This window comes from Candidatus Berkiella aquae, from assembly GCF_001431295.2.
In the GTDB taxonomy this organism is placed as follows: Bacteria; Pseudomonadota; Gammaproteobacteria; order Berkiellales; family Berkiellaceae; genus Berkiella; species Berkiella aquae.
This window is the reverse complement of the sequence record NZ_LKAJ02000001.1, coordinates 3,306,893-3,326,719: the sequence shown is the minus strand read 5'-3', so window position 1 is coordinate 3,326,719 and position 19,827 is coordinate 3,306,893. Positions and strand designations below refer to the sequence as shown.

Below are 19,827 nucleotides of genomic sequence, written 5' to 3'. Positions count from 1 at the left end.
TTGCCGGTTTCACGTCGCTAGTTAACTTGATAGTGTGTATAATAAACGGCTTTGATTTAGAGCGAGGTAGGGAGAATGAATCCCCTCTTAACGTTTTTTGTCGAACACTGGGCTCTTAGTGGTACCTTTCTTGCCATTGTTTTCATCTTGTTAGTGAATGAATGGCGCCATCGCTCGATGGGGATACCTCAGTTAGCTCCGCAAGATTTGGTCAATCTGCTAAATCACTCTGCAGGCGTGGTCGTTGATATTCGTACTCAAGCGCGCTTTGAGCAAGGCCATATCATTGGTGCTATCAATTTGCCGCAAGCAGATTTTCAAGGGAAGCTTAATACCTTAAACAAATACAAAACAAAACCGCTTGTTTTAGTTTGTGCAAATGGTTCCGATGCTCCTAAAATGGCGAAAATTCTTAACGCCAATGGTTTTAATCAGGTATATTTTCTTGCAAATGGCATGGATGGGTGGGCCACAGCTGGCATGCCCGTAGTCAAATAAATTTTAATATAAGGAAAAGTAGGAATGACAGATAAAAACACGAATCAAGATGGTCCCGTTTTCACCATTCAGCGCATTTACGTTAAAGATGTTTCTTTTGAAACACCCCATGCACCAGAAATTTTCAGAGAAGAATGGAAACCGGAAGTGAATGTTGATTTGCAAACCAAAACAAATCGATTAGAAGAATCGATTTATGAAGTTGTGTTGCATTTAACGGTCACAGTAAAAATGGGTGAGCGAGTTGCCTTTTTAGTTGAAGTCCATGAAGCAGGTATCTTTACCGTCAAAGGTTTCAATCAAGATCAACTTGGTCATGCACTCGGTAGTATGTGTCCTAATATTCTTTATCCTTATGCGCGTGAAACGATTTCAGATATCGTCATTCGTGGCGGCTTCCCACAGTTATTGTTAGCGCCGGTAAATTTTGATGCGCTTTACTTGCAACATTTAGAGCAACAAAAGCAAGGCAAAGCAGGCGAAGGTCAAGCAACACGTCAATGAAATCTTTTTTAGTATTAGGATCAGGTTCCTGGGGTAGTGCGCTTGCGCTCTACCTTGCAAAACAAGGGCATCAAGTTGTGCTATGGGGACATGATCCCGACGCAATGGCAGCTTGCGCCAAGACACGTGTCAATGAGCAGTATCTTCCTCATTTTACTTTTCCTGCCAATGTCAGTTTTAGTAGTTCCTTGCCACAAGCCTTCCAATCTGCGGGAAAAGAAGCCGTTGTTTTTTTGGTTGTGCCAAGTCACGCTTTTGCTGAGGTAACCAAAGCGATTGCCCCATTCTTAACTGCGCAAGCAGGCATCATTTGGGGAACAAAAGGCTTATCGGAAAACGGTGATTTATTGCATGAGCTCTGTGAGCTTCATTGTGGTCAGCGCCCAATGGCTGTTTTATCTGGTCCAAGTTTTGCAACAGAAGTTGCCAAAGGATTACCTACCGCAATTACCATTGCAGCCAATGAAATTGCTTTTGGTCAAGCGCTGCAAACCGCTTTTCATAGTGAACAATTTCGTGTTTATTTATCCGATGATATGCCTGGCGTTGAATTAGGTGGTGCTGTCAAAAATGTACTTGCCATCGCTGTGGGTATGTCAGATGGTTTAGGTTATGGCGCAAATGCGCGCTCTGCATTGATTACTCGTGGATTGGCCGAGTTATGTCGTTTAGGAGATGCATTAGGCGCTAAACTCGCAACGTTGATGGGATTATCGGGTGTTGGTGATATTGTCCTGACATGTACTGACAATCAATCGCGCAATCGTCGATTTGGTTTAGCGTTAGGCCAAGGGATCTCACAAGATCAAGCAGAGCAAACCATCGGGCAGGTTGTTGAAGGTAAAATAAATGCGAAACAAGTGATGCTTCTTGCCCATAAATTAAAGATTGATATGCCTATTTGCCAACAAGTTTATGATGTACTTTTTGCAAAGACCACACCACAACAAGCCGTTACCAACCTTCTTAATCGCCCGCCAAAAACGGAAGGCTAAGTAAAATTAATTTGCCGCCAAGCCTCGTAAAGCATTACTGCAGCAGTATTGGAAAGATTTAAGCTACGATCAGCGGTTATTTGTGGTAATCGCAGAATATGTTCCTGTGTAAAGGTTTGCAGAACGTCTTGTGGTAAGCCGCGCGTTTCAGGGCCAAATAAAAAAGCATCGTCTGCCGAAAACGAAGGCGTCGTATAAAGTGTTTTACCTTTTGCACTTAGCGCAAAAATACGCTTATCGCTGAAATGGGCAAGACAAGAATCAAAATCAGGATGAACATGAATTTGCGTTAGGGGATGATAATCTAAGCCGGCACGGCGTAAATTTTTATCATCTAACACAAAACCTAGGGGTTCAATCAAATGCAAAGTAGCGCCAGTATTGGCACATAAGCGAATGATATTACCGGTATTAGGCGGAATTTCAGGTTGATATAAAATGATAGAAAACATATCGACTCTCCAAAAAGAGAGTCGATATTGACACAGATTGCTATTTTTTAAAAGATAGATCCGATAGGCTCTGGATATCCGCGATGATTTCGTTGCAGCTCATCCACTTTTTGCCATTCGATAGTATATTTATCGCCGGCTTTACTGGTGACTTTTTTAATTAATGATCCCACATCGCGATAATCTGCCATAGTGAGCGTTTCTGAGACTGGGACATGTGACTCTAGATAAACTTTATTATCTAATTGCCCAATTTTAACAGGTTGATGAATGATTTCTACAGGCGTACCTACTTTAACCATTTTGTATAAATCACCCACATCACTATTTCGCATCCGAATACAGCCATGACTTGAACGAAGTCCTACGGCTTTTTCTTTGGTATCAGGTGTGCCGTGAATGACAATATTTTTAAATCCAGTCGTGATTGCATATTCACCTAATGGATTATCCGGTCCTGCGGGTTTTACTTTTGGGATAACTTTCCCATGACGTAAATGATTCTCCATAATAGAATCAGGCACGACCCAAGTCGGTTTTTCTCGCATACGAACAACGGCGTTTTTTCCTAACGGCGTATCCCAGCCCTCTTGCCCGACTCCAATCGGATAAGTAGAAACATGCACCCCATCAGGATGATAATAATATAAGCGTAATTCAGCGATGTTAATGACGATGCCTTGACGAGATCCTTCGGGGAGAATAAATCTTGAAGGCACGATTAATGTGGCTCCGACGGGGGGATCACGAAAGCTAACGCCTGGGTTTGCTTCCATCATTTCGTAACCGCCAACACCGTGTCGTAAACCTAACGTTGCTAACGTGTCACCGGGCATAACGGTTGCATGTTGAATATTGCCGATAATACTACCGTTGTGAGGTAGTACATAAGTTGTTCCAAAGCTAGTTTGGGGGGATATACCAATGCCAATTCCTAACGTGATTGCAGCAAGGAACATCCTAACTGTTGGTACCTTATTTAAATTTTCCATGAGCATACCTGCTTATTTATCTTTGCCAACAAAAAGTCTGACAAGCTAATCATCGGCATTTTCAAAAAGAGCTGAAGTAAACTTGTATAAGTTGGTTAGGCGACTACAATTCGTATATAAGGCTTACATTGGCCATAGCAGGATCTATATCTAGCAAACCAAGGAATGAGGTTTTGTCATGCCGCTTTTCAAAGTGAAAAATGACCCGTTACAGGAAAAGCAATTAGGGATTCAATTTACCACTCAAGGCATACGGTTTGCGCTTATTGAAGAAAAGCAGAACAACAAAATTTTATTAGAAGTTGATCATCATGAAACATCCCAATGGGACCAGCAAAAGCAATTCTTAAAAGAGAAAATTGCACAGCTAAATTTATCTGCAATCAAAACCAATATATTGATTCCACAAAGTGATTATCAAATTTTTTTGGTAGAGCAGCCCATGGTTTCAATCAATGAGAAGAAAGATGCCGTGCGTTGGCGTATTGCAGATTATCTTGATTATCCTATCGAAGAGGCGGTGGTTGATTACATTGAAGTGCCTCAAAAAAATAAAGAGAATAATGCAATGCTGACTTATGTCATTGCAACTAAAAAAAGCACAGTAGACGAATATGCAGAATTTATAAAGGAATTGGGGCTAAATGTCATATCCGTTGATATTTGCCAAAGCGCATTGCGCGAAATTGCATTTCAACTAGACGATTCGGATGAAGGGCAAGCACTCTTACATATAGAAGAACATAAAAGTCATATTATATTATTCAAAAATAAAATACTTTATATGATGAGAGATTTTGATATTGGCCATCGTCAACTAAAAACAGAATCAGAATTACAAGATCTGGCTGTAGAGATTCAGCGTTCAATTGATTATTGTTCTAGCAATTTAAAAAATATAGTTATTTCACGGATTGTTTTGACACCATTGCCAGAGCGCAAAGCAGAAATATTGACAAACCTAAGTAACATTTTGAGTCTTCCAGTAAGAATGATTAACTATGCTGAATTTATAAAAGAATCAGAAAAACTGGACATGAGTCAATCTAACAGCAACACCTTCGTAATTGGAGCTGCGATCAGTGGAGCACTATGATGCAATTTTTTAAACAGAAAATTAATCTTTATCAAAAAACGCAAGCTTATCTTCCAACGTTATCTGCAATGAGAATTATGCAAATTTGGTTAGCATTACTTGCATTGCTTATTATATCCGCATTTATACATAAATTAATTCTTATTAATCATGTCAAAGAAATTGAAACATTAAAAGAAGAGCAATCTCAAGAAAATAGTGAATTACTAGAATTGTCGCAAAACAAAAAAGTAAATAATGTCGTTAAAGCTAAAAATGAAATGATACTGCTTAAAGAAAAAATTGCAGATATTGACAGTATTGTATCGCAGCTTAAGCAATTAGAAGATGAAGATCGTTCACCTTTTTCATTTTACGTGGAATCAATAGCGATGCGCCATGTAAAAGGAACTTACCTTGCCTATATCAATTTACAAGATGAAGGAAGAAGAATGTCATTTTCAGGTGTAGCATTAGAGCCACAGTTAGTTCCTATTATGGTTCAATCATGGCAAAAATCACCTTCTATTATAAGCACCCAAGTTAAGAAAGTAAGATTAGACAATCTAAAGCAAGATAAAGATTATGTAAAATTTAATTTGCAGGCTGAATGATGCAACATAGTAACATGATGAAGAAAATTACCGATTCCTGGGAAAGCATACAATCCATCGTTAATATGCGAACCATTAGAGAGCGCGTATTATTATTGGTTACGGGAGGGGTGTTTGTTATTGCATTGATGCAAAATATGTTTATCTCTTCATTGAATGAACAGATCGCAATGAAAAAAGAAGAAAAAACGAATTTGCAGCAACAATATGAAGCCACGCATGCACAGTTGCTGACTTTGCAGTCAGGATCCAGAAACGTTAATAATATAGAAAAGCCGAAGGCACAGCAACAATTAGAAGAATTATTAATAAAAAAGAATGAATCATTACTTAAATTTAAAAATAGGATTATACCGCCAACGCGAATCCCTTATTTACTAGAAAGCATGTTGCGTGATTTAAGCGATTTAAAATTGGTCAGTTTGGAAACAATTGAAAAAATTCCATTTAATGCAGATAAGGACAGTTCAGTTCTTTATAAGCACCGCGTTAAGATTACTTTTACAGGTGAGTATCAAAATATGCTACGTTACTTGAAAAAGGTTGAGAAATTACCTTTCCCAATAGGATGGAAATCGTTGGAGTATAAGGTAACCCGTTTTCCACAAGCACAGATTATTCTCATTGTCTATATGCTAAGCAGCCCGCTTGAAACAAACGCTGAAGTTAAAGAAACGAGTGTTAATGCGGGAGCTATTAATGATTAAAAAAATAAGATTAGGAGATTTGCTTGTTGAAAACAAGATAATTTCCTTTTCACAGCTTGAAAAGGCTTTGCGCAAGCAACAAGGTACGGGACGAAAGTTAGGAGATGTTTTAATTGAACTTGGATATTTAAAAGAAACTGATTTGGTAATGTTTTTAGCAAAACAATTAAATATCCCCTTTCTAGAATTAAGCTCCTATAAAATAAAGCCGGAGGTCATTAGAGAACTACCAGAAGCCATCGCAAGAAGGTTAAAGGCGATACCGCTTGACAGAGTTAAAGATGGATTCTTAGTGGCAATGACTGATCCGACAGATATTGTTGGCTATGATGAAATTGCACGAAAGTTAAAAAAGAACATTCGTATTGTGATTGTGCGCGAGAGTGAGCTTTCAAAAATCATTGATGAAGTTTATCGTCGTACAGAAGAAATTGCATCACTGGTAGGCGAACTTGAGCAAGAAATAGCTTTTACTAATGTGATTAATGATATTGAAGATGAATCACATGATGCGCCTATTAAAAAACTTTTGCACTCCATCTTTGAAGATGCGATACAAGTCAATGCATCTGATATTCATATTGAACCAGCAGAAGATGGCCTACGGATCAGATTGCGAGTTGATGGTGTGCTTCAAGAGCAAGTTATTCAAGGTAGAAATATTGTTAGTGCATTAGTTCTTAAATTAAAACTAATTGCCAGATTGAATATTTCAGAAAGGCGCTTGCCACAAGATGGTCGTTTCACTATTAGGGTCAAAGATAGAAAAGTGGATGTGCGAATTGCAACAATGCCTGTGCAAAATGGTGAATCCGTTGTGATGCGTTTGCTTGATAAAACGACAGGGTTATTGCGGTTAGATGATTTAGGCATGGAATCGAAATATATTAAACATTTCAGATCCTATTTAAAAAGACCGTACGGAATGATTCTTGTTACAGGCCCAACAGGGAGTGGTAAATCAACGACGTTATATGCAGCACTGAGTGAAATTAATTCACAAGATAAGAAAATCATTACTGTTGAAGATCCAGTAGAGTATTCATTTGACAGAATCAATCAAATACAAATTCAACCTAAAATTGGCTTGAATTTTTCAACCGTATTACGCTCGGTATTACGCCATGATCCAGATATCATCATGGTTGGTGAAATACGCGATGAAGAAACGGCACAGATTGCCTTGCGTTCAGCGATGACAGGTCATTTGGTTCTATCTACTTTGCATACGAATGATGCAAGAAGTGCTGTTGTGCGTTTGTTAGATATGGGTATCCAGCCTTATTTAGCATCGAGTGCAATTCATTTAGTGATAGCCCAACGCCTTGCAAGACGTGTTTGTACGCGTTGTCTTGAAACCTATCATCCGTCACAGGAAGAGCTAAAAATGTTAAGCAATTTGGGGTTTAATGTAGACAAGGATGTTAGATTTGTTGAAGGCAAAGGGTGCACTCATTGCGCGATGCGAGGTTACAAGGGACGAATTGGTATTTATGAATATCTAGAGATTACGGAAAGTATGGTTGATGCTTTACGTGATAATGATTTAAAAACTTATAATCAGTTAGTGAATAAAAATCCATTGTTTTGCTCATTGTCCCAATCTGCATTTGAATACGCAAAACTGGGCGTCATCAGTTTATCTGAAGTCTCACGATTATCACTAGAATATTTTGAATAATCGAGGATAAGATGCCAAGTTATCGATATAGAGGACGTGATAAAAATGGTCAACTAGTTGAAGGTTTGATTGAAGCAGCAAGTGCTAATAACGTTGCAATCAAGCTTTCAGGTATTGATATTATTCCTATTTCAATTGTTATAACGGAAGATAGTCAAACAGTTGAAGATTTACTGATGAATTTGTTTGGCATGGGACTTCCATCAGCAGAAGAACTCATTATATTTTCTCAACAAATGTATGCCTTGTTAAAAGCCGGAGTTTCGCTCATTTATGGTTTAAAAGTGGTTAGTGAAACAACAAAACATACGGTATTTAGAAATATTATTACCGATGTGATTATTAGCCTTGAATCTGGCTATAGTTTTAGTAAAGCTTTAAGTAAACATCCTATGGTGTTCCAACCACTCATGATTGCAATGGTTGAGGTCGGCGAAAACACAGGGCAATTGGAAACATCTTTTTTACAAATTAGAGAATATTTAGAAACAGAACAGTCAACGAAACAAAGAATTAAAACAGCGCTTCGTTATCCTATCATTGTGATTGCCGCAATCTTAACCGCGCTCATTATTATTAATATCATGGTGATTCCTGCTTTTCGTGATTTCTTCTCAAATTTTGGAGCAAAATTACCCTTGCCAACTAGGATATTAATTACAACATCTGATCTTTTTGTATTGCATGGTTGGTTGATAAGCGGATTTTGCATCTTAATGGTAATAGGGGCTCTATATTATGCCCATACCATCCAAGGAAAATGGTGGATATCCTATTTTAAACTAAAAATACCATTTGTAGGCTCAATAGTAAGACGTTCAATTTATGCAAGATTTTGTCGAGCATTTGCAATGACAATAAGTGCAAACGTGCCACTCCTTCAAGCTTTTAAAGTGGTTGCAAATGTAACTGGAAATTCGTATTTGTCACAGAAAATATTAAATATGCGCCATCATATAGAACTTGGTGAATCACTTTATCATGCGGCAAAAGAAAGTAACCTGTTTTCACCAATTGCTTTGCAGATGATGGCAATTGGGGAAGAAACAGGAGAAGTGGATAAAATACTTTTGGATATCGCATATTATTATGAGAAAGATGTTGATTATGATCTTAAGCAACTAGGCGATTTGATTGAACCTATATTAATAATCATTATTGCCCTAATGGTCCTACTGTTGGCCTTAGGCGTATTTCTACCCATGTGGGATATATCAACAGTAGCCTTAAGAAAAATGGATGGGGTTTAAGGAATCGAAAAAAATTGCCTACTATAATTTTATAATATATGTAACTTCGGATATTTGCGTTTATGCGAAATGAAAGCGGGTTTACCTTAATAGAGTTAGTGATCGTTGTTGTACTGCTAGGTTTATTAGCAGCCGTTGCATTACCACGATATTTAAATATCAGTGATAAAGCACGTTCAGCAGTTGTTGCTTCAACTGGTGGGGCTTTCAGTGCTGGTTTAAATGTTGCTAAAACACAATGGGAATTAAATGAACGTACCGATAGGTTTGTTGATATTGATGGCACTGGCGTTGCGAGATTGCGTTTTAATAAAGAAGGATATCCTGTCGCGATAAGTGGGGATGGGGTGCATGGCTTGTCAGAAATCAAGGATGGTGGTGTTGCAGGTAATGACACCTGTGGTCAGATTTTCTATAAGGTTGTTAAAACATCAGGGATTAGTATTATTCCTGCTGATGAAACAGGAAAATGTAATAGTGGAGATTTTTGCGCGACGGCAACCAGTGAAAACAGTTGTGTTTTTACCTATAGACGCACAAATGAAAAAATTACTTATGATGCTAAAACGGGTGAAGTTTCATATCCATAATAAAAGGTCAATTCATGAGGTCAATGCACGGGCAAAAGGGCTTTACACTAATTGAATTAGTGATAGTTATCGTTTTATTAGGCATTTTAGCGTCAGTGGCGTTACCGAGATTTCTAAATATTACCAAAGATGCCCATAATGCAAGTGTTAGTGGTACCGCGGGAGCCATTGCCTCAGCTATTAATATTGCTCATGCAAAATGGCTTGCTAGCGGCCAGCCTGTTTCTGTGCCACCGATTGCGGGCATCGACTTTACTAATAGTGGCCACGCTGATGTTGGATTTAATGTTGAAGGTTGGCCAGATGCGGCAAGTGATAAAACAGACATTTCGGCTGAAAATGTTTTAGGTAACGGTGGTAAAGATAATGAAACATGTGCACTCCTCATGAAAAATCTTTTGTCATCTTCCAGTGTCACATTTGGTAGTGGTGATGATTGTAATGAGCAGTATTGCGCCATATATAAAGCACCTGAATGTATTTATACCTATCAGCAAAATAAGGAAGTAGTGCGAACCATTACCTATTCCACAACCAGTGGCATAGTGAGTAAGAAGTTGCCTACACATTGATGCACAGAAGAGCTCATCAAAATCATAATGGCTTTACGCTGGTAGAAGGAGTGATGGTAATACTCCTGATTATGATAATAGGGACAAGTTCTATTTCAATATTTAAAGGCCACGAAGTATTCATGGAAAGATTTTTTACTGATGAAATATCGCAAATGATTCTATATGCGAGAAAAGTTGCGATGACAACGGAATGTGACGTTGAAATTTCATACACTCAGAAAGTCATAACATTGTTGCAGAAACAGCATTGTCAGGAAGGCAACTTTACACAATCATTACCAGGGAATAACTTACTGGACAATACCAAACAATTTACTGTTGCTGTTCCCAAAGGTATCAATTTCATAGGGCAATTCCCAATTGTTATTAATAAACATGGGGTATTGCAAGATAAAAATAATGTGAAATTAGCAAAAATCTCATGGCAAATTAATCATAAAGTTATCAATGTTGATCCGGTTAGTGGATTCGCTTATGAATCAAAATAAATTAATTAAGCAAAAAGGTATGACATTGATTGAATTAGTGATATTAATGATCGTCTTGGCGGTTGGGTTAACCGGCATCATATCCGTTATTATGACGGTAACCAATAGTAAATTTGAACCATTATTACAATGGCAAGCAATTCAAGTCGGAAGCAATGTGATTGATACTTTGTTAGCAAAAAAATATGACTCTTCATCAGATTGTGAAAAATTAGGTGAAACTAAGCAAGAATATTTATGCGAGTTTCAAGGAATAGATAAGCAAAAATTGCAAGCAACTTTCCCTGAGATTGCTGCTCGCATGGGTAACATACCTGCATTTGATATATCGATTGATATTCGACCCTTTTATGAAGAAAAACTAACAAAGGATGTCCTTGCAATTAATGTAACAATTAGTGAGCCAAGATTAGGTGATATTCATTTGTCTGCATTGAAAGCTGCGAGAATAAAAAGTGATGAAAAAGCAAACAGGGTTCACGCTTATTGAACTTGTCATAACGATGGTCATATCTGCCATCTTAGCGAGCGTTGTAATAGAAATTATTGCTGGGCCGATACGTTCTTATTTTTGGTATGCCAAGCGTAGCGCATTAGTTAATATTGCAGAATCAAATTTTGACACCATACAACAAGACTTACACAATAGTTTGTCGCAATCGGTTGTTATTCAAAATAATGAACACTCACAAAATCTTTCCTTTAGAAAAATTTTATATAAAGGCATTATGTTACCAAATCAAACGCTAGTATTGCCAGAGCATATTAATTTGGCCAATCAAAATGAGCCTCTTTTTATTGTTTTTCCAAATTCCGCTGAAAAGGAAAAATTACATCCTTTCTCCTTAAGAAATGATAAAGATAAAATGAGTGAAAATATACTGCATCCAGTTCCATATTATATCGTGGGTTCATTGATGCAATATCGATGCAAGCAAAATGAACATCAGTTGGAACGAATTTTAGAATTAAATGACAATCTTCAAGAAAAATCTTTAATGACCAATCAAATATCAGATTGTCAGTTTTCGCAATTAACGGATGGATCTCGTCGTGGCGTATTAATCTCATTAACATTCGGGCAGGAAAAAGAACAAGTTAAATTAACGCAACCTATCTATGTCGAGCAACTGCTATGAGTAGTGTAGGAAAAATAAAAGGATTTACGTTGCTTGGGACCGTATTTATTTTATTAATCTTATCATTAGCCGGTGTTTATCTTTTAAAAATGGGCACTACACAAACTCAACTTATTAATTATCAATTATTAAACAAGAAGGCGGAGTTTGCTGCATTAGGTGCTTTAGAAATTGCTTCGCAAAAATTTCAGCAAAATCCTGCAATATGTCCCAAACAAAAATTGCAATATAACGAAGCCGCTACTGGACTTAAGGGTTTTACGGTTGATATATCATGTGAACAAATGTCGATGTACCCTGAGCAAATGCCACATTATTTTGCAGTGCTCTTGCGTGCTAAATCAAGCAAAGGAAATTTTGGTGATAGAGATTATGTTTCACATACCCAAAGCCGACTATTATTCATTGAACAATAAACAGTTAGCAATTTGCGTAACATTTTGATGCTATTTCAAACAATACTTGCTAAGCAAGTAGTAGATTGATATAACAATATAGAATAAAAAATAGAAACATAATAATTGCTATGTATTTCTACTATATCAAGGATCATCATTATGACTGCTATACGAACCGAGTTCGAAGCAGGGTGTTATGCTGTTACCCCTTCAGTTCAAAATATCATCATTCTTGACCGGTTTAGACAAATCAACGTTGCAAAGGTAGATGATTTTTCGCCTCTTTTTCAAATATTGAAAATTAAGATGGAAAAATACTTCTCTATCGAGACGCTGATAAAAGCGAACATCATTTTTTCACTAGCAAGAGAACTGGGATTACAACCAGGTATGTTTGTTGACGGTGATAAAGCAATAATTGATCATTGTCGCGCAAAAATCGCAGGAAATGTATTAGAAGCAGATCACGAATTGCTGCTACAAGAGCTGATAGATGCTTGGTATGAAATAGCAAATCATCCTTTGTTAAAGAAATATATTCGCTTGGGCGAATTTATGGGTGTTGATAATGTCGTGGGTTGCCTATTTGCGCCGATAGGTGGTTATGAATTATTTGTTAATGACTTTTATACGGGATGTATGAAAGCATTTGTTAACGCGCATTTTGCACCATCGCAATTGATGGAGCAATTTGCAGGCTTACTTTATTCATCTTTTGATGGCGATGGACTTCAGCACGATATTTTTTATTGTAAAGAAATGTTCCTTAAAAAAAGCCAACTGATTTTAAGTGAAATGGGAAATGAAGAAGCGAAAGCTAAAGCTTATCTTGTGACGCAACATAAATCTTTTACAACCTTTAAAGGTGCTTGGTTTTTTGCGGTGATAGGTTGGGCAAAAATTGAATTAGATGATGTTGAGAATTTTCCAGAAGCGCAAGTCGCACTCGGCCAGCTTCTTGATAGAAAATTGATTACGTCAGAAGAAGCCGAACTCAAATTTCAGCTAACGGATTTGCAAGCTCAATTAGCTGAAGAATCCCCATCTCAGATTTTCCAATTCAATTTTTCACATTTGAGCCCGATTCATGATAAAAACAAACTGATTGTTTCCGCGATAGAGTATGCAATCGCAAACTATGCAAAACAATACGTGGTAAAGCCCTATGGCAAAAGAACACAAGAAGAGCTGCCATTATACCTATTAGCGGGTCAAGGGCGTGATGCAGAAAATCAGCTAAAGGTTGCGATATTAGAAGGAAGGGCAGAAGATTTTCAACCTTTTGAATGGTATGCCATCACACAAAAAGCGAAAAGCAAAAGCCTCAAAGACATAACACGGCAAATGATAGCCATTCGTGCATTTAAAGAAGAGCCATTATGGCTTGGTGTGCCGAATATCCATTTGGTAGGAACTTCTTATATCGTTCAACGTTTTGTTCCTCCGGTCACTTTTCAGTATCGTCGATTAGACAATGTCATTAAAGGAGCAAGAAAAAGAGATCGTATTGCAATGCCATCGAATGCTTTGAGTTTGTCTGAAGAAGGTGTTGATAACCTAGCTGATTCATTACAGGAAACACTCAATTTGCAAGAAATGTCTCCCAACAGCTGCATTCTATTGTAAGTTTAATGTAGCATCGGCCGTTTTTGATAAAAGGTTACCTCATTGCTTTGAGCAATGGATTGGTTTGTCTGCGCTGAAATCACTTGAGCTTGCACTCGATAAGCGCCACGAAACAAAGATTGCAAAGTGAAAGAAGTCGATTCACTTGGGGTGCCATAAGGCTGCCCATTTAATAATAATTGAATCTTGTCACCAGGCTGTAGGGTGGGCGTGATATTCACTTTAACGTCAATAGTCGTGATTTCATTAGTAAAGGTTTGATTTTGTTCAGGTGCAACAATGCTTAGTTGATAAACGATAGCTTTGCTTTTCGTCAAGGGCTCGATTTTCGTTGTGACAGGTGGCGCAGAATAAGTTTGCGGAGATTCAATTTCTATTTTATTACTATTTTCAAAAGGTTGATCACTATAAATAGTTCTACCAGAGCCATCAGTCCCTTTGTAGATAGTTTCAGCAAATGGCGCTGAAGAATAAATCAGCGCCAAGAGTAGCAAGTAACGAATTGTTTGCATGATTACAAGCTATAGTACATTTCAAATTCAAGAGGATGCGTTGTCATATTAACGCGTTTTACTTCTTGTTCTTTGAGTTCAATATAGCCATTGATCAGCTCATCAGAGAAAACACCGCCTTCTTTTAAGAAAGCATTATCTTTCTTGAGAGCATCTAATGCTTCTGTCAGTGTTTCTGCAACGGTATCGAGTTCAGCTGCTTCTTCTGGGGGCAAATCATAAAGATCTTTATCCATTGCATCACCCGGATGAATTTGCTTACGAATACCATCAAGACCAGCCATTAACATTGCAGAGAATGCTAAATAGGGATTGGTCGCAGCATCAGGGAAACGGACTTCGATGCGACGAGCTTTAGGTGAAGGTGTGTAAGGAATACGAATAGAAGCTGAACGATTATGTGCAGAATAAGCCAGATAAACCGGTGCCTCGTAACCTGGTACTAAACGTTTATAGCTATTGGTTGAGGCGTTGGTAAAAGCATTCAATGCTTTTGCATGTTTTATGATACCGCCCATATAAAATAGCGCAATATCAGATAAACCCGCATAACCATCACCACTAAACAAATTCACTCCACCTTTAAACAAAGACTGATGGCAATGCATACCGCTGCCGTTGTCTCCGACGATAGGTTTTGGCATAAATGTTGCTGTTTTACCGTAAGCATGCGAAACATTATGCACAACATATTTTAAGATCTGGAGTTCATCTGCTTTGCGTAGGAGCGTACGAAATTTAGTGCCGATTTCATTTTGACCAGCGGTTGCGACTTCATGGTGATGGGTTTCTACTTCTAATCCCATTTTTTCAAGGGTTTGGCACATGGCAGAACGTAGATCTTGCGATGAATCAACGGGAGGAACTGGGAAATAACCGCCTTTAACCGTAGGGCGATGGCCCATATTTCCGCCGGTCATATTCCGTTCGGAATTCCAAGCAGCTTCATCAGCATCAATCATATAGTATGCGCTATTCATGCTGATTTTCCAGCGCACATCATCGAGAATAAAAAACTCTGGTTCTGGACCAAAAAAGGCAGTGTCTGCAATGCCGGTTGATTTCAAATATTGCTCAGCTCTTCGGGCAAGTGAGCGAGGATCCCTGATATAGCTTTGCATTGTTGTTGGATCATGAATATCGCAACGAATCAGTAGTGTTGCTTCTTCGAGAAAAGGATCAATAACAGCGGTTTCTGGATCAGGCAGTAAAATCATGTCAGATTCATTAATTCCTTTCCAACCCGCAATGGAGGAACCATCAAACATTTTGCCTTCAGCTAAAAATTCTTCATTAACGACGTGGGCTGGAACAGAAACATGTTGTTCTTTGCCACGTGTATCAGTAAAGCGTAAGTCGACGAATTTGATTTTATTTTCTTGAATTTGTTCTAGTACTTTTTGAATGGACATGCTGCAATCCCCTTTGCATACGGAGCGATTATTTTAACCCAATCGGGATAGAGCAGGAAGCCGGTATCAAAATTAATTTATTAATTTTTTGTTAGTGTCAGTAATAGGAAGTGAAGCAGTTACTTGGCGTAATCTTTTCCAAGCTACCTGGCTACCCGTTTCATGCCAAAGCTCCAAAGATTGAAATAAATCGATGGTTTCAGATGTCGTGCGCATGGTGAGCAAGACATCCAATAATTTGGGAAATTCGTAGCAGAGTTGGTTAAATAATTCTTCTTGATGCACAACGTAGCTCGATAAAGTTGAATAAGCTGTTTGACCCAACTTAACAAAGTAGCTTAACTTTACCCGTCGCTTAACAGCCCTACCCGGGAACAGACCTGCTAGTAAGAGACATTTATCGCCAACGTCCTTAAGGTGTAGGTGAGAAGATGAGACTTGTTGATAACTTTTTAGAAAATCGAGTCCTAACACGCTAGATGCAATTTCAGGTTGGCCGGTAAAACGTTGCAGTAAAAAAACGAGATAGGATTCGAGATCTTCAGACAATGAAATAGCACAAGCATGCTCGGCTTCATTTACCAACGCGTACCACTGTGCAATGGTTGTTGGGTGTAATATCAGAGATGACATAGGTTTGCACCCCCTATTTTTAGTCTCCCTCAGTCTTGATATCGACACAAGTCAAGGGCACTTTACCCTTCAATGCGTTTAATTTCGTGCAGATGCGCATAAGAAGAATAAGAAACTTATCTGCTTCGATGAGAATCAATGTTAGAATGCTTTTATTTTTTTAGGTGGACCATGCAGCAACAGCTTAGAAACATCGCCATTATCGCTCACGTCGATCATGGTAAAACAACACTTGTCGATCGTCTGCTACAGCAATCTGGTACCTTAGATGCCAGAATGGGTAATGTTAACTGCATTATGGACTCTAACGACTTAGAAAAAGAGCGTGGAATCACCATTTTAGCGAAAAACACCGCCATTAAATGGCGTGATTATCGAATTAACATTGTCGATACCCCGGGGCACGCCGATTTTGGTGGCGAAGTTGAACGGATTTTATCGATGGTTGATGCGGTATTGTTATTAGTCGATGCCGTCGATGGCCCGATGCCCCAAACCCGCTTTGTAACGCAAAAAGCCTTTGCCCAAGGTTTACGACCTATTGTTGTGGTGAATAAAGTTGATAGACCCGGTAGTCGGCCTTCGTGGGTTATTGATAGAGTTTTCGATTTATTCGATAAATTAGGAGCAACAGAAGAACAATTAGATTTCCCCGTTGTTTATACTTCTGCGCTATTGGGCACCGCGACGACGAACTTAGCAGAGCCAGGCACGGATATGACGCCTTTGTTTGAAGAAATTGTTAAGCGTGTTGAGCCACCTGTTTGCGATCCTAATGGCCCGTTCCAAATGCAAATTAGTTCTTTGGATTATTCAAGTTATGTAGGAACCATTGGTATCGGTTTAATCAAACGTGGCACGATTAAAAGTAATACACAGGTTTCTATTATCGATAGCCAAGGACGAACCAGACCCGGCAAAGTATTACAAATCTTGGGTTATTTGGGCTTAGAGCGCATTGAACAACCGGAAGGAAAAGCCGGTGAAATTGTTGCGATTACGGGTATTGAGCCATTAGCCATTTCTGACACGATATGTGATAAAGGCAATGTTGAAGCATTACCTGCCTTAAAAGTAGATGAACCCACCATTAGCATGACTTTCCAGGTCAATACCTCGCCATTTGCTGGGTTAGATGGAAAATTTGTCACTAGCCGCCAAATCCGCGAACGATTAGCCAGAGAATGTTTACATAATGTGGCACTAAGAGTGGAAGATACGGAAGATCCCGATAAATTCCGCGTTTCTGGTCGTGGAGAGCTACATTTATCGATTCTAATCGAAACGATGCGCCGTGAAGGCTATGAGATTGCGGTTTCTCGCCCAGAAGTCATTTTGCATAAAGAAGGCGAAGAAATATTAGAGCCTTATGAAACATTGGCTATTGATGTGGAAGAGAAAGATCAAGGCCCGATCATGGAGCAATTAGGTGCAAGACGTGGACAACTTGTCGACATGATGCCAGACGGTAAGGGAAGAGTACGGATGGATTACGTGATTCCTTCACGTGGTCTCATTGGTTTTCATTCACTATTTTTGACCTTAACTTCCGGTACAGGTATTGCGACTCACGTGTTTGATCACTATGGCCCTTACAAACCAGGAACTGTGGCTTCCCGATTACAAGGCGTCATGATTGCAAATGCGGCGGGTAAAGCAACTGCCTATTCATTATGGGGATTGCAAGCTCGGGGCCGTTTATTAATTGGTCCACAAACAGAAGTGTATGAAGGCATGATTGTCGGTATCCATTCACGTGACAATGATTTAGTCGTAAATGTGACAAAAGGCAAGCAGCTGACAAACATTCGTGCTGCTGGTACCGATGAAAATATTATCCTCACACCACACATCAAACAGTCTTTAGAGCAATCGTTAGAATTTATTGAAGATGATGAATTGGTGGAAGTAACCCCTAATGCGATTCGGATCCGTAAGAAGTTCTTGAAAGAACACGAACGTAAACGCGATTCACGCAGCAACGCCTAAAAAAAAGCCCGGGAGGGGTCCCGGGCTAATCCGAATTATGGTCGGTTGGAGATTGACCATGTCAGTATCGCATTGGTTGTGCTTGGGAAATAGAGGAGAACGCCAAATGCGATGTAAGCAATTTACCATTTAACACTACCGACAGTAGCTTAAAATGGCAAATTCAGACACAATCAAAAGAAACAGAACCTGTGAATGCCAGTAGAAGGGAATGTCTATGAAGCCTTTATATCCTGCAATCAAGCCTTATGCACAGCACCAAATAAAAGTGGATACACACCATACACTCCATGTTGAGGAATGTGGCGATAAAGAAGGATTACCCGTCTTATTTGTGCATGGGGGCCCTGGTGCAGGAACCACACCCGATGATCGTCGTTTCTTCGATCCTGAGCATTATCGCATTATTTTATTTGATCAACGTGGTTGTGGACATTCAACACCTCACGGCAGTTTAGAAAATAATACGACTCAAGATCTATTGAGTGACATAGAAGCAATCAGGTCTTATTTCAATATCAAGCAATGGGTATTATTTGGCGGTTCATGGGGTTCAACTTTAAGCCTACTTTATGCGCAAAAACATCCCGAAAATGTGATGGGTATGATATTGCGAGGAATCTTTCTTGGGCGGCAACAAGAACTACGCTGGTTTTATCAAGGCGGTGCAAAAGCGGTGTTTCCAGATTATTGGGAAGAATTTGTTTTTCCAATCCCCGAGGAAGAACGAGATAATCTTATTCACGCCTACTACAAGCGTTTAACAGGGCCAGATGAATTAGCCAGAATGAATGCAGCAAAGCATTGGGCACAATGGGAAGGTCAATGCGCCACACTACATCCTTGCAAGGCGGTACTTGAACGATTTACCCAATGTCATACCGCAGCCAGTTTAGCAGCGATTGAAACGCATTACTTTATGAATCATTGTTTCATCCAAGAAAATCAAATTTTACGGGATGCTTATAAACTGGAAGGTATCCCCGGCATTATTGTGCATGGTCGTTATGACATGATCTGCCCATTTGAGAATGCACGCGCCTTGAATCAGGCTTGGCCAGAAAGTGAATTATATGTCATTCGTGATGCAGGACACTCATCGGCGGAACCCGGTATTACGGATGCCTTAGTGAATGCAACCGAAAAGATGCTTAAAAGACATCGCTAAGGGCAATCATCATAGAAAAAGGAATGACGATGCATTTAAAAATGACAATCACATTAGGATTAATGTTCATGATGCAATCTGTCATGGCAGCCCTTCCGCCTACCGCAGAAAGCATGCGTCGCATTAAAACAATCATGGAATCTAAAGAGGTGTATGATGCACTGGGTGGCGCAGAATGGGTGAAAACAATCACGGAAACTGATCATGGTTATGTATTAGAAACGCAAAAGTGTAAACTTTACGTTAAAGTAAACGCGATTGATAAACCAGCGTCTTCGCCAAAATTAATCGGGCCATCGCCGCTTGAGGTGAGTATTCAAAAGAAAGAATGCCATTAGCCCATAACGATTCAGGGCGGCTCACATACTTTATGTATGCTGTGCCCTTTCGACCCATTTTTTAGCCAAATTTTTTAAAAATGGACGTTCTCAGGTACTATGACATTATCAGTGTACATACCGCCTAAACCCTTGTGATATTTGCTGAGCATTTCAGAATTATTCCTAGTCGCCATTTACTTTAGTTAGCT

The 19,827-nt window shown here is 39.0% G+C and carries 23 protein-coding genes; 18 read left to right on the top strand and 5 right to left on the bottom strand.

Going from position 1 to position 19,827, the window contains the following annotated elements:
- Positions 1–75: 75 nt before the first annotated feature.
- The 3 genes from HT99x_RS14675 to HT99x_RS14665 are packed head-to-tail and all read left to right on the top strand — an operon-like array spanning position 76 to position 1,997.
- Complete coding sequence (locus HT99x_RS14675) at positions 76–498, top strand: rhodanese-like domain-containing protein (RefSeq protein WP_075065180.1); 423 nt, start codon at positions 76–78, stop codon at positions 496–498.
- Between the two features lie 24 nt (positions 499–522).
- Positions 523–1,002 carry a protein-export chaperone SecB gene (gene secB, locus HT99x_RS14670; protein ID WP_075065181.1) on the top strand — a complete coding sequence of 160 codons (480 nt, stop codon included), beginning with the start codon at positions 523–525 and terminating at the stop codon, positions 1,000–1,002.
- Entirely contained in the window at positions 999–1,997 is a 999-nt protein-coding gene (locus HT99x_RS14665; protein ID WP_075065182.1) for an NAD(P)H-dependent glycerol-3-phosphate dehydrogenase, read from the top strand. Before secB ends, HT99x_RS14665 begins: the two co-directional genes overlap by 4 nt.
- Here the strand turns inward: HT99x_RS14665 and HT99x_RS14660 are convergent.
- Complete coding sequence (locus HT99x_RS14660) at positions 1,994–2,449, bottom strand: TrmH family RNA methyltransferase (protein ID WP_075065183.1); 456 nt, start codon at positions 2,447–2,449, stop codon at positions 1,994–1,996. The two genes, HT99x_RS14665 and HT99x_RS14660, sit on opposite strands and share 4 nt — an antisense overlap.
- Before the next feature lie 47 nt (positions 2,450–2,496).
- The gene (locus HT99x_RS14655; protein WP_075065184.1) at positions 2,497–3,441 is read right to left on the bottom strand and encodes a L,D-transpeptidase family protein; all 945 of its coding nucleotides are present in this window, start codon (positions 3,439–3,441) and stop codon (positions 2,497–2,499) included.
- Positions 3,442–3,619: 178 nt separating this feature from the next.
- Between HT99x_RS14655 and HT99x_RS14650 the strand changes: the two genes are divergently transcribed.
- From HT99x_RS14650 to HT99x_RS14595, 12 genes are all read left to right on the top strand, one after another.
- The gene (locus HT99x_RS14650; RefSeq protein WP_075065185.1) at positions 3,620–4,537 is read left to right on the top strand and encodes a pilus assembly protein PilM; all 918 of its coding nucleotides are present in this window, start codon (positions 3,620–3,622) and stop codon (positions 4,535–4,537) included.
- The gene (locus HT99x_RS14645) at positions 4,534–5,130 is read left to right on the top strand and encodes a hypothetical protein (protein WP_139016555.1); all 597 of its coding nucleotides are present in this window, start codon (positions 4,534–4,536) and stop codon (positions 5,128–5,130) included. Before HT99x_RS14650 ends, HT99x_RS14645 begins: the two co-directional genes overlap by 4 nt.
- Positions 5,127–5,837 carry a hypothetical protein gene (locus HT99x_RS14640; protein ID WP_259566917.1) on the top strand — a complete coding sequence of 237 codons (711 nt, stop codon included), beginning with the start codon at positions 5,127–5,129 and terminating at the stop codon, positions 5,835–5,837. The genes HT99x_RS14645 and HT99x_RS14640 overlap by 4 nt, the downstream gene beginning before the upstream one ends.
- A complete protein-coding gene (locus HT99x_RS14635; RefSeq protein ID WP_075065188.1) occupies positions 5,830–7,518 on the top strand; it encodes an ATPase, T2SS/T4P/T4SS family in 1,689 nt (562 codons plus the stop codon). The genes HT99x_RS14640 and HT99x_RS14635 overlap by 8 nt, the downstream gene beginning before the upstream one ends.
- Before the next feature lie 11 nt (positions 7,519–7,529).
- A complete protein-coding gene (locus HT99x_RS14630; protein ID WP_075065189.1) occupies positions 7,530–8,768 on the top strand; it encodes a type II secretion system F family protein in 1,239 nt (412 codons plus the stop codon).
- 62 nt (positions 8,769–8,830) lie between these two features.
- A complete protein-coding gene (locus HT99x_RS14625) occupies positions 8,831–9,358 on the top strand; it encodes a prepilin-type N-terminal cleavage/methylation domain-containing protein (protein ID WP_075065190.1) in 528 nt (175 codons plus the stop codon).
- A 14-nt stretch (positions 9,359–9,372) separates the two neighbouring features.
- Positions 9,373–9,930 (top strand): pilus assembly FimT family protein, encoded by a 558-nt coding sequence (locus HT99x_RS15930; protein WP_075065191.1) that lies wholly within the window; start codon positions 9,373–9,375, stop codon positions 9,928–9,930.
- 122 nt (positions 9,931–10,052) lie between these two features.
- On the top strand, positions 10,053–10,421 hold the full coding sequence (locus HT99x_RS14615; protein WP_139016556.1) for a hypothetical protein: 369 nt from the start codon (positions 10,053–10,055) through the stop codon (positions 10,419–10,421).
- Positions 10,408–10,911: a hypothetical protein gene (locus HT99x_RS14610; RefSeq protein WP_075065193.1), complete on the top strand. Its 504-nt coding sequence runs from the start codon at positions 10,408–10,410 to the stop codon at positions 10,909–10,911. The genes HT99x_RS14615 and HT99x_RS14610 overlap by 14 nt, the downstream gene beginning before the upstream one ends.
- Entirely contained in the window at positions 10,880–11,560 is a 681-nt protein-coding gene (locus HT99x_RS14605) for a prepilin-type N-terminal cleavage/methylation domain-containing protein (protein WP_075065194.1), read from the top strand. The genes HT99x_RS14610 and HT99x_RS14605 overlap by 32 nt, the downstream gene beginning before the upstream one ends.
- On the top strand, positions 11,557–11,976 hold the full coding sequence (locus tag HT99x_RS14600) for a hypothetical protein (RefSeq protein ID WP_075065195.1): 420 nt from the start codon (positions 11,557–11,559) through the stop codon (positions 11,974–11,976). Before HT99x_RS14605 ends, HT99x_RS14600 begins: the two co-directional genes overlap by 4 nt.
- A gap of 141 nt (positions 11,977–12,117) precedes the next feature.
- Entirely contained in the window at positions 12,118–13,584 is a 1,467-nt protein-coding gene (locus tag HT99x_RS14595) for a hypothetical protein (protein ID WP_075065196.1), read from the top strand.
- A gap of 2 nt (positions 13,585–13,586) precedes the next feature.
- Here the strand turns inward: HT99x_RS14595 and HT99x_RS14590 are convergent, their stop codons facing one another.
- The 3 genes from HT99x_RS14590 to HT99x_RS14580 all read right to left on the bottom strand — a co-directional run bounded on the left by HT99x_RS14590 (position 13,587) and on the right by HT99x_RS14580 (position 16,141).
- On the bottom strand, positions 13,587–14,096 hold the full coding sequence (locus HT99x_RS14590; protein ID WP_075065197.1) for a DUF4124 domain-containing protein: 510 nt from the start codon (positions 14,094–14,096) through the stop codon (positions 13,587–13,589).
- A gap of 2 nt (positions 14,097–14,098) precedes the next feature.
- Positions 14,099–15,508, bottom strand: a complete 1,410-nt coding sequence (gene glnA / locus HT99x_RS14585) for a glutamate--ammonia ligase (RefSeq protein WP_075065198.1) — start codon at positions 15,506–15,508, stop codon at positions 14,099–14,101.
- Between the two features lie 72 nt (positions 15,509–15,580).
- Positions 15,581–16,141, bottom strand: coding sequence for a hypothetical protein (locus HT99x_RS14580; RefSeq protein ID WP_075065199.1), 561 nt, complete (start codon positions 16,139–16,141; stop codon positions 15,581–15,583).
- Positions 16,142–16,312: 171 nt separating this feature from the next.
- Between HT99x_RS14580 and typA the strand changes: the two genes are divergently transcribed.
- The 3 genes from typA (at position 16,313) to HT99x_RS14565 (ending at position 19,636) form a co-directional block, all read left to right on the top strand.
- Entirely contained in the window at positions 16,313–18,130 is a 1,818-nt protein-coding gene (gene typA, locus HT99x_RS14575) for a translational GTPase TypA (RefSeq protein WP_075065200.1), read from the top strand.
- A 217-nt stretch (positions 18,131–18,347) separates the two neighbouring features.
- Complete coding sequence (pip, locus tag HT99x_RS14570; protein ID WP_075065201.1) at positions 18,348–19,298, top strand: prolyl aminopeptidase; 951 nt, start codon at positions 18,348–18,350, stop codon at positions 19,296–19,298.
- Between the two features lie 29 nt (positions 19,299–19,327).
- Positions 19,328–19,636, top strand: a complete 309-nt coding sequence (locus HT99x_RS14565) for a hypothetical protein (RefSeq protein WP_075065202.1) — start codon at positions 19,328–19,330, stop codon at positions 19,634–19,636.
- Positions 19,637–19,827 lie beyond the last annotated feature (191 nt).